We start from the raw sequence: 10304 nt of genomic DNA, 5'->3' as shown, positions 1-10304 counted from the left end.
AATCATGACCTCTTAGAAAACCAGCCCGATGCGGGCGTAGATGCTGACGTGATCCGGATGCAGATAACCGGGATAACTCAGCGGGATGCCGAGCGTGTACTGGGTGTAAAAATATTTATTGCGGGTGCTGAGGCCCACCGCACTGCCCCACAGCGTGCCGGTGGACTCGCGGTCCTGCGGGTCGCTTTTCAGCCAGCCGCCATCGATGGCTGCCAGGGCGCTGACTTCACCTATTGCTGGCAAAGTGAACAGGCTGTAATTCAGTTCATTGCGCAGGTAGCCGCCGCTGTCGCCGGAGAGATACTGCTCTTTGAAACCGCGTACCGAGCTTTCACCGCCGATTGTCAGGCGTTCGCTGCCATACAGACGGTCCGGCGACCACTGCGCGTAAAAGCTGCTCAGCCACCAGAGTTTGCTGGTCAGTGGACGCTGGAAGCTGGCGCTGATGCTCCATTTGCGGAATTCCGCTTTGGGTAAATCACCGGTTTTTCCCGCGTCGCTTTCAGCCTCAAACCACGGCATACCGCGGCTGAACACCGGATTCAGGGTGGCGATGCCGCCGAGGATTTTCTGGGTATGGTTAATACCCAGCTGGATACTGGTGATTTTGCGGCTGCTGCTTTCCAGCAGCGTGTCATTGAGATAGTTGCGGCTGGAATAATGGTTCAGCCCCAGCTGCACGCCGGTTTTGATATCGCCGTTGCGGAATAACACCCAGGAACCATTCAGGCGGTGTGCGATATTGTCGCCCGAGCTGAACCAGGTGAAGCCGTTATTGACGAAGCTGCTGTGGTAGTTGCTCCAGCTGTAGCTGTAGTCCAGCAGACCGTAGCCGTAAGGCACGCTGACACCGGCCTGAACGTTCTGCGCATCCCGCCAGTCGCGGAAGTCGCTGCTGCGACCGCCGCTGATAAACCAGCGGTCCGCCAGTCCCAGCAGGTTATTGCCGACCAGCGACCCCGTCAGCTGACCGACACCGGTACTTTTCTGGCCGCTGTTATCAAAACCGAGTGAGGCGGTCACCGGAAATTCCGGGCGCGCCGTCAGATTCACCACCGAATAACCCACTCTGGGTGACGGCAGGATATCAATCTGTACCGGCGTCGCGCGCAGCCGGTTAATCTGCTCCATGCCCTGCTCAATATCGCGCAGGTTGAGAATCTTGCCTTCCAGTCCGGGGAAAACCATCTGCAACATCACGGGATGTTTACCGTCGAGACGAATAGCGTCTAATTTCCCTTCCAGTACCGGAATAATTAATTCACCGTGCGACAAATCCTGTTCGGTTAAAAAGGCACGGCTGGTAATATAGCCACGCTGCATATACCAGTCAGAGATGTCGTGCACCAGTGAATTAATTTTGGTTAAGTCGAGACAGCGATTAATATAAGGTTTGATCAGTGCCTGTTGCTGGCTGACAGAAATCAGCGTGGCGTTGCGAATATCAATCTGATGAATGGAAAAACATGGCCCGGACTGCGACGAAGCCCTGTCTGGCGTGCTCTGCGGAGATATCGTCTGCGACAGCGCATCGCGCTGCTGCTGGTCCTGCTGCAGGCGCTGTTGCTGCTGAGTCTGAATAAAATCACGGTCGCCGGGTGATAATGGTGCGGCAGCAGCACTGCCTGAAATCAGCACCACGCCCAGCGCCAGCCACGTCCCTGTTTTTGCCATCATAATGGAAATGTTTAATTAATCTGATTGTAAAGGTTGTGTAAATTCGAGAGAGCAGGATAACACTTAAACAATCGGTTTTTTCCTGGATTGCCAGGAAAACGATATGGTGTGAATTATTCGAATTAATGCATGCAGGGCAGCTCTCTTAAGGCAAATATTTAGCGGGATACTTGGTGTAAATTATTATTTTGCAAATGCGTTCTGTTTAACTTATATGTCATATTAGACTTGTCGATGTAATCATTGCAGGAATGTGCCGTCTTTTACAGGATTCATCAGGGAAAGAGTGTCACTGCCGGGTGGATTTGGTGATCCCCAATGATGACGTTTCTGTGCCCATCTGAGCGACATGCCAACATAATCTAACGCTGTGCCATTACTCATTAAAGGCGTGTGCCATGCTGGAAACAGAATGGACGCGATCAATACGCCACAAGTAAATGCTGAGAGTACCAGGCAACACAGCAGAGAGAACTTTAATGCTTTGCTCATACACCGGCTTCTTTTTCATCCATTATCTTACCGTCATGAAGTCAGCCTGCTGTTCAGTCACGTTCAACCCTGTTCCCACGACGGCCAAATGGAGTGCTTCACGGATTGTCATTCTGCCCTTAACCGGATTTACCCTCACCGCAGCCGTACGGCTGAGATCCGTATGGATAAAACATCCTGTCCCGTGTGCGAGTTGTTGAGCGGTTTCATCAAACCGGGAGAAACTGATATCGTAATCCGCAATAGCATCACACTTCCCCTCCGGTACATGCACGGAGGGTATAGCGCTGCATGAAATAATTAAAAAAGCCATTCCTGTACTTATCAGTGTCCTGCAAACGGGTTTCAGCGCTCGTTTCGTCACTTTCACTTTCTGGTAAACCTTTTTGAAATTTCACATGCATGATAACGATAAAGTTATTAATCATTGATTTTATTCAGTCATTATTACTGAATAAACGTAGTCCATCGCCTCCGTAACACTTTCAGGGATAACCCCGACAATCACCGCTTGTCTGACCATGGCCGTTCTTTCTGCATAACCAAACTCATTGCGGCCGGAAGAACCGTCAGCGTCACCAGTGTTGCCACCAATAATCCCCCGATAATGGCATACGCCATAGGCCCCCAGAATACCTGTTCTGAAATCGGCAGCATCCCGAGTATCGCCGCACAGGCGGTCAGCAGTATCGGCCGGGCACGGTGCCCGGCTGCGGTGATGATCGCCGCGTCATACACCATTCCTTCCCGTACATTGTTGTCAGCTTCACTGATAAGAATCACCGCGTTGCGGATTATCATACCCGCCAGCGCAATAATGCCCAGCAGCGCGACAAACCCCATTGGTGTGCCGGTTGGCAACATCGCCAGCACAATACCGATGAGACCAAAGGGCGCCATCAGCAGTGCCAGCAGCATGCGGGAAAACCGCTGAAGTTGTACCATCAACAACATCAGCATCACCGTCAGCGTCACCGGCAGCATGGCATACACGGAGTTGTTGCCTTTATCTGATTCAGCCACCGTCCCGCCCTCCTCTATCTGATAACCAGGCGGCAGTGTGGCACGTAGCCGGTTCACCAATGGCAGCAGTTGTTGTGAGACAGCCCCGGCACGCATCCCCGGTGCCACGTCGGTCTGTACGGTGATATAAGGCTGCCGCTGACGCCGCCAGATAACCGGGTCATCCAGGCCCCATTCAGGTGTGGCAACCTGGCTGAGCGGTATTTTCTGCCCCTGGTCATTGGTCAGCAGCATGCCGGACAACGTCGTTAAATCCTGACGCTCCGCGTCATCCGCGCGCAGCACCACATCAATCAGCCGATTATCATCGCGCACCGTGGTGACTGTCGCCCCTGACCAGACGGTGTTCAGCATCTGAGCGATACGCTGCGACGACACGCCCGCCGCCCTGGCGGCCGTCTGATTAACATTGAGGGTGATGACCCGTTCAGGCTCTCCCGCGCTGAGGTTGACCTCACGCGTACAGGGGCTCTGACCCAGCATTGATGCCAGCTTATGCGCAATCACCTTTACCTGCCCGTAGTCCGGCCCGGTGATGCGGTATTTCACCGGCCAGCCCACCGGCGGACCAAGTTCCAGTGGGGAAACGCGGCTGGTGATGTCGCTGAACTGGCGGGCCAGCAGGTTATCCAGCGTGCTTTGCAGCCGGTCGCGCGCCGGCAGGTCTTTCGCCACCACCACCAGCTGGGCGGTGTTTTCATTATCCAGCAGGACATCCATCGGCAGGTAAAAGCGTATCGCCCCTGACCCGACATAACTGGAAAAATGATCAACATCCGGGTCACGGATTAATGCTTTTTCCAGTCGGGCTGTCTGACGCCCTGTTTCGCCCTGAGAGGCGTCAGCCGCCAGCGTCAGGCTGACCAGCAGTTCGGGCCGATCAGAGGCGGGGAAGAATTCACCCTGCATAAAGGTCGTGCCATACGCAGCCAGCCCCAGCAGAACCAGCGCGGCTCCGACAGTGATTGCCCGGTGACGCAGGGTTATGGCCAGCAGACGATAATATCCGCGCCGGAGCCTGCCCGGCGCCCCGCTGTCCACATGTATTTTCAGTGTTACAGGTAAAATCCGTACACCGATAAGCGGCGAAAACAGGATGGCGACCACCCATGAACAGAGCAGCGCGATCAGCATCACGGCAAACAGCGTGTAGCAGTATTCCCCGGCGCTGGAGGCCGCAAATCCCACCGGGATAAACCCGGCAATCATCACCAGCGTACCGGTCAGCATCGGAAACGCAGTTGTCCTGAAAGCATAGGTAGCCGCCGCGCGGCGTGATTCACCCGCTTCAAGGCGCGATACCATGGTTTCCACCGTTATCATGGCATCATCAACCAGCAGACCGAGCGCGATAATCAGCGCGCCGAGCGAGATGCGTTGCAGACCGATACCGGCAAGCAGCATGCCGGTAAAGGTCAGAGCCAGTACCAGCGGTATCGCCGCTGCCACTACCAGGCCAGCGCGCAGGCCCAGTGACACAAACGACACGGCAAGCACGATGGCGACGGCTTCAGCCAGCACGCGGATAAATCCGCTGATGGCGTTTGCCACCACGGCCGACTGGTCGGCGACTTTCACCATCGCGATTCCGTGCGGTAGCTGCTGGCTGAGCAGCCCCATGCGGGTATTCAGGGCCTGACCAAAGTCGGTCATATTCCCGGTGGCGGCCATAGAAATCGCCAGACCGATGGCTGGTTTTCCGTTGACGCGGAACACCGGTGACGGGGGTTCTGCCGTTTCGCGACGGACAGTGGCGATAGCGGTCAGGGGAATATAACGACCATCGATATACAGCGTAACCGCCTGCAGGCTCTTTTCTGACGTCAGCGCGCCGCTGACGCGAAGCGATACCTGCTCGCGGTCCGTACGCAGCGTGCCGGCAGGCTCGACCGCATTCTGCGCCTTCAGCGCGTCACTGACCTGTTGCAGGGTAATCCCCATACCCGCCAGCTGGCGCGGGGAGAAAGCGATGACGAGTTGTTCTTCCTGCACCCCGATCAGGCGGATTTTTCCCACGTCCGGCAGCGACATCAGGTCGCGGCGGATATCCTCCACCCGATCGCGCAGTTCCCGCGGGCTAAATCCCTCAGCGGTAAACCCGTAGATGGTGCCAAAGGTATCATCAAATTCGTCATCAACCGCCGGTCCCTGTACGCCGGATGGCAGCGACGCGGCGATATCCTGCATCTTTTTGCGCACCTGATACCAGATGCCCGGTACCTGAGCGGGCGGGGTATCATCCCTCAGGTTGACAAAGATCACCGACTGACCGGCGTGCGTATCGCTTTCTACATAATCCAGATACGGGATCTCCTGGAGCTTTTTCTCCAGCGTGTCCGTCACCAGGTTGACCGTATCCTGCACGGTGGCTCCCGGCCAGGAAGTTGATACTACCGCAGTCTTGATCGTAAAGGCCGGGTCTTCGTTACGCGGCAGCTTTTCAAAGCTCAGGATGCCTGCGGCCATCACCAGCAACATAAAAAAGATAATGAGCTGCTGATGATTCAGCGCCCAGGCCGAGAGATTGAAGGACGAGCGGTTCATTCTGTCTCCTCTCCAAAGGCGACGGTTTCTCCCTGCCGCAGCTGGCTGACGCCTGCAATCACCACCGCATCGCCAGGCGCCACACCGGCAGACACCAGGATAGCGCTGGCGGTATATCCGCCCAGGGTAATGACTCTGAATTCCAGCCGATGCGAGAGTGTGTTGACCACGAACACCGCCGGTTTTCCGCCCGTCCAGGTCAGCGCCGAAGCCGGCAGGGATATCAGACCCGGCCCGGATGCGGCCTGCCTGACCTGCACGCTGGCTCCCAGCATCATGCCGGATGGTGGGTCAGTGAGGCGGATACGTACGCGCCAGGTGCGGGTCTGCGGATCCGCCTGTGGGCTGATATCACGCAGCGTGCCAGTGCAGCTCACTGTCGGATCACTGGTGAGAGAAATGATGAATGTCCCGGCCTGGCGGGAAAACTGCTGCGGGTCCGCCACATCGATCACGGCATCCCGGCCGCCGCTGACAGCCAGCGTTACCACGGGCTGTCCGGCACTCAGCACCTGCCCCGGCTGCGCGCTGACCTGCGTGATCACGCCTGCGGCCGGTGCGGTCAGGCGTGTCCAGCTCAGATTGTCCTGCGCCGTCTTCAGGGCAGCTTCACTGCTCTGACGGCGTGACGCTGCGGTCTGCCAGTCTGAACGCGCGGTATCCAGCTGTACGCGGGCAATGGCCCCGGATGGCATCAGCTGCGTCATGCGTTTCAGGTTCAGTGCTGCCAGGCGCTCAGCAGCCAGAGCGCTGGCAAGGTCGGCGCGTGCGCTGCTGAGCTGATTCTGTGGCGTATCGCTCTCCAGCGTGCCCAGCAGTTGTCCCGCCGTTACGCTGTCACCCACATCCACCGCGCGCGTCAGCAGGCGGCCGTCGAGCCGGAAACCCAGGGCCACTTCATCGTGCGGGCGGATTTCACCGGTCCGGGCCAGCAGACCAATACCTGTTGGCACGGGTGCCGTGATGGTGCGAACCGGCCTTGGCGGTGCCACCTGTTTTTCCGGCTTCCCGCCGCAGGCGGTCAGCAGCAGCACAACCGGCAGCGCCAGCAGGCAGTATCCTGGCAGGGCCAGTCGGTGGAGCGTGCAGAGGTGGCGCAGTACCTGCCGCACACAATCGGGCAGGTCAGAAAGATTTTCCGTCATGGCAGTGTTCCTGAACAAGGTTCCGGCCATTCAACCGGAACAATGTCAGGATTTACCCCTGCTTTCTGTCAGGAAGCTGTCAAGACGGCAGATTTATGCGTGGATATTTCCGGCAGGCAACGTGATGGTGATAACCAGCCCCCGCGACTCACCCTGGGTGGCGTGAATGCTGCCACCGTGTGCCTCGCAGATGCCGCGTGCGATGGACAGGCCCAGTCCGCTGCCACCGGAATGCCGCGCGCGTGACGATTCTCCCCGTGTGAAGCGCTCAAACATGACCGGGAGAAAATCGGCTGGCACACCCGGACCACGGTCGCAGAAAACCAGTTCACATCCCGTCGGCACTTTCCGGGCCACGGCGGTGAGCACGCCCCCCTCTGCGGCATAGCGCAGGGCGTTTTCCATCACAATGGTCACCACCTGCCCCAGACGGACCGGGTCAGCTTCACAGAGACAGGAAGCATCAGCGGTGACGCTGAACCGCATACCCGCGTCCCGCGCCTGCGGAGCCAGCCACGCGGCCCGCTCGCACAGCAGCCCCGTCAGGTCCGTCACCGATTTATTCAGACTGAGCTGACCGGCATCAGCCAGCGACAGCAGGTGCAGTTCATCCGTCAGTCGGCTGAGGAGTTGCAGTTGTTTCATGACCATCGCCAGTTGCCGGGGTTCAGGGGTAAACACGCCGTCCATCATCCCCTGCAGACGACCAATCGCCGCCGTCAGCGGCGAACGCAACTCATGCGCCATCGCCACATGGGACGCCCGCAGTTCACGCTCGTAGCGCGCCAGTTGCTGCATCATGGTATTGAAGTCACGGGTAAAGCGGCCCATCTCCAGCGGAGCATCATCCACCTGCGCGGCCTGAGCACTGAAATCTCCCGCAGACACTGCACTGGCGGCCGCCGTCAGGTGGCCGAACTGCGCCGCCAGTGGCCGGGCAGAACGTAACCCCAGCACCACAATAAACGGGATGATCACCACCACCAGAATACCGACAGTCAGCCAGTCCGCCGACGCGATGGAAGGATCTGAGTAGCTGATCCCCCACCATGCATCCACAATCTGATGAAAGCGGGCAGGATCCGATGCCGGATGCGCGCGCAGCAGGGCAAACTCCTCACGCAGACCCGGTGGCATCCGGTGTTGTATCCACAGGCTCTCAACGGCAAAACGCAGCCACATGCACAGTGCAATCACCACCACGGAACCCACTGCCAGCGCCAGAATCCGCACGCAAATCCAGCGCCACAGGGTCTGCTGCTGTAGCGTCTTCATGGCTGACGGAACCGGTAGCCGACACCGCGCACATTCACCAGCACGTCAGAAATTCCGGCAGCCTCCAGTTTTTTGCGCAGATTGTAGACATGGGTATCGACCGCCCTCTCCAGCGCATCACTCTCCGGCAGGCAGCGTTCCAGCAGGGTCTGGCGTGAAAAGGGGCGTACTGGCGCACCCATCAGTGTGGTAAGCAGACTGAATTCAGTCGGGGTCAGTTCGAGACTGGTGAGCCTGCCATCGTCATGACTGACTCCCGCTGTCATCATGGTGGTATCCACCTCCAGTCCCTGCCAGCGTAATGACGCCACTTCCGGTTCCCGCGCGACACGCCGCAGTACCGCCTGAACACGGGCCACCACCTCACCTGGATTATAGGGTTTGACGACGTAGTCATCAGCACCGTAGCGCAGGGCACCAATTTTATCCGGCATATCCCCCATGGCGGTCACCATGATAACCGGGGTGTTCCCTTTACGCCGGACGGCGGCAAGGATTTCAGTGCCGTTCATGCCCGGCAGCATCACATCAAGCAGGATAAGGTCAGGTCGCAGACGCTGGCTCATCTCCAGTCCTGACGGACCATCGTGCGCCATGGACACGTCATAGTTTTCCCGTCGTAAATACGCGCCCAGCACATCTGCTGCATCCGCATCGTCTTCAATAATCAGTATTCGTTTCCCGGACATTCAGGCCACCTTGACCGTTTCTTCATAAATCCCTGACAGTTTACTGACACTGCCTCCGTATATTCACCTGGCATACGCGGCCCACGACAACCGCCTGCTGACGATTCAGGTACGGAGAAGCACAATGATAACCAGAAAACTCACGTTGTATATGGCCTGTTTAGTACTGACGGGTACTGCGGGTGACGCACGGGCAGATGATGCCGCATCATCACAGAAGAATTTCTCCATCGGGATGGCAGGTCAGAGCCTGCCCCGTTACAGCGGTTCGGATAAGCGCCGCTGGCAGCTGGTACCGCTGGTGCAGGCACGGGATGGGGCATTTTTTGTTGATTCGCAGAAAGGGGTGGGCTATGACCTGCAGAGCGACAGCGGACTCTACCTCGAACATACGCTTGGCTATGATCTGGGACGCTCAGAACGGAATGCGAACTGGCGGGACGGCAGCGACAGGCTGAACGGCATGGGAAATATTAAAGCGACGGTCAACACCGCTGTCGCGATTGGCTGGTCAGTCACCCCCTGGCTAACATTGGAAGGCAAAGCAACCCTGCCACTGAGCGACAGCCAGGGCGTGAATTACCAAACTTCCGCCACATTGATCCCTCTGCAAACAAGCACCGATACGGTGGCATTCAGCACGGCGGCATTATTCGGCGACAGTCGGTATATGAACACGTTATATGGTGTCAGTGCCGCGCAAAGCCGCCGCACAGGCTACACGGAATATCAAGCGCCCGGTGGTTTTTATGGTGCGGATACCAGCCTGACCTGGAGTCATCAGTTCACCCCGCACTGGGGATCGCTGGTCAGTGCCGACTACATCTGGCTGGATAATCATGCTAAAGAGAGTCCGATTGTATTCCGGCGTAATGAAGCGGCACTCACTCTCGGCGTGTTGTATACATTCTGAGCAACCCGTTAGTTTTGGTGGTTCAGAAAGCGGGATATCGCGTCTCCGGGTTGTAATGTGACACAGTTTAAATACAGCGGAGCCAGCACACCAATATCATTGGGATACTGTTGATTTAGCTTCCGCATAATCCTGGTGAGTGATGGTTCAAAACGTGCCGTGCCGCTCCGTTACTCACTATCTCAGCGATGGCTTGCGTTTTACTGTCCAGCGAGATTTGCATCAACGACTATAAATACGATGTCATTTGCTGCATTCAGCGTGGTGTCACCGCCCGCTTTCAACTGGCTGCCCGCAATCAGTAAATCGCCGCTGTTCTCTCCCTGGCCTTTCCCAGTCGCGTTGTTCGGATTTCGATTTCTGCGTGGTCAGCGAGATGCTGATACTTACACCATTATTCAGGTCGCCTTTGGCCTCGGCGAGCTGACTGGCCCGAGTGGCCTGCACACCTGAAAGTGTTGTCTGCCAGCAGCGTACTGCCACTTAAATTCCGTTCATGATCCCACTCTTGCAGAGATGATTACCATCACCGAACCCGATCTGGAA

Annotated in this window: 9 protein-coding genes and 1 pseudogene; 1 reads left to right on the top strand and 9 read right to left on the bottom strand. The window is 57.3% G+C overall.

The window, feature by feature from the left end; genetic code table 11:
• Positions 1–12 precede the first annotated feature (12 nt).
• The 7 genes from AC6I8X_RS25925 to AC6I8X_RS25895 form a co-directional block, all read right to left on the bottom strand.
• Positions 13–1677, bottom strand: a complete 1665-nt coding sequence (locus AC6I8X_RS25925) for a ShlB/FhaC/HecB family hemolysin secretion/activation protein (RefSeq protein WP_497841916.1) — start codon at positions 1675–1677, stop codon at positions 13–15.
• A 240-nt stretch (positions 1678–1917) separates the two neighbouring features.
• Positions 1918–2169 carry a hypothetical protein gene (locus AC6I8X_RS25920; RefSeq protein ID WP_497841914.1) on the bottom strand — a complete coding sequence of 84 codons (252 nt, stop codon included), beginning with the start codon at positions 2167–2169 and terminating at the stop codon, positions 1918–1920.
• 22 nt (positions 2170–2191) lie between these two features.
• Complete coding sequence (locus AC6I8X_RS25915; protein WP_313681917.1) at positions 2192–2482, bottom strand: hypothetical protein; 291 nt, start codon at positions 2480–2482, stop codon at positions 2192–2194.
• A gap of 191 nt (positions 2483–2673) precedes the next feature.
• Positions 2674–5736 (bottom strand): efflux RND transporter permease subunit, encoded by a 3063-nt coding sequence (locus AC6I8X_RS25910; protein WP_497841912.1) that lies wholly within the window; start codon positions 5734–5736, stop codon positions 2674–2676.
• Complete coding sequence (locus tag AC6I8X_RS25905) at positions 5733–6881, bottom strand: efflux RND transporter periplasmic adaptor subunit (protein WP_497841911.1); 1149 nt, start codon at positions 6879–6881, stop codon at positions 5733–5735. The genes AC6I8X_RS25910 and AC6I8X_RS25905 overlap by 4 nt, the downstream gene beginning before the upstream one ends.
• A 93-nt stretch (positions 6882–6974) precedes the next feature.
• Positions 6975–8156: a sensor histidine kinase gene (locus AC6I8X_RS25900; RefSeq protein WP_497841910.1), complete on the bottom strand. Its 1182-nt coding sequence runs from the start codon at positions 8154–8156 to the stop codon at positions 6975–6977.
• Positions 8153–8845, bottom strand: a complete 693-nt coding sequence (locus AC6I8X_RS25895) for a response regulator (RefSeq protein WP_313681925.1) — start codon at positions 8843–8845, stop codon at positions 8153–8155. The genes AC6I8X_RS25900 and AC6I8X_RS25895 overlap by 4 nt, the downstream gene beginning before the upstream one ends.
• A 124-nt stretch (positions 8846–8969) precedes the next feature.
• Here AC6I8X_RS25895 and AC6I8X_RS25890 point away from each other — a divergent pair, with 124 nt between their 5' ends.
• Positions 8970–9758, top strand: a complete 789-nt coding sequence (locus AC6I8X_RS25890; protein WP_497841909.1) for a MipA/OmpV family protein — start codon at positions 8970–8972, stop codon at positions 9756–9758.
• An 8-nt stretch (positions 9759–9766) separates the two neighbouring features.
• Here AC6I8X_RS25890 and AC6I8X_RS25885 read toward each other — a convergent pair whose 3' ends face one another.
• Positions 9767–9886 (bottom strand): hypothetical protein, encoded by a 120-nt coding sequence (locus tag AC6I8X_RS25885; RefSeq protein WP_497841908.1) that lies wholly within the window; start codon positions 9884–9886, stop codon positions 9767–9769.
• A gap of 111 nt (positions 9887–9997) precedes the next feature.
• A pseudogene (locus tag AC6I8X_RS25880) lies at positions 9998–10238 on the bottom strand (hemagglutinin repeat-containing protein); the annotation flags it as partial.
• Between the last annotated feature and the right edge of the window lie 66 nt (positions 10239–10304).

The sequence above is a fragment of the Pantoea sp. X-Soil-TKNS-1280 genome (assembly GCF_059730475.1).
Note: the sequence above shows the minus strand (reverse complement) of the source record. Positions and strands in the feature narration are given on the sequence as shown.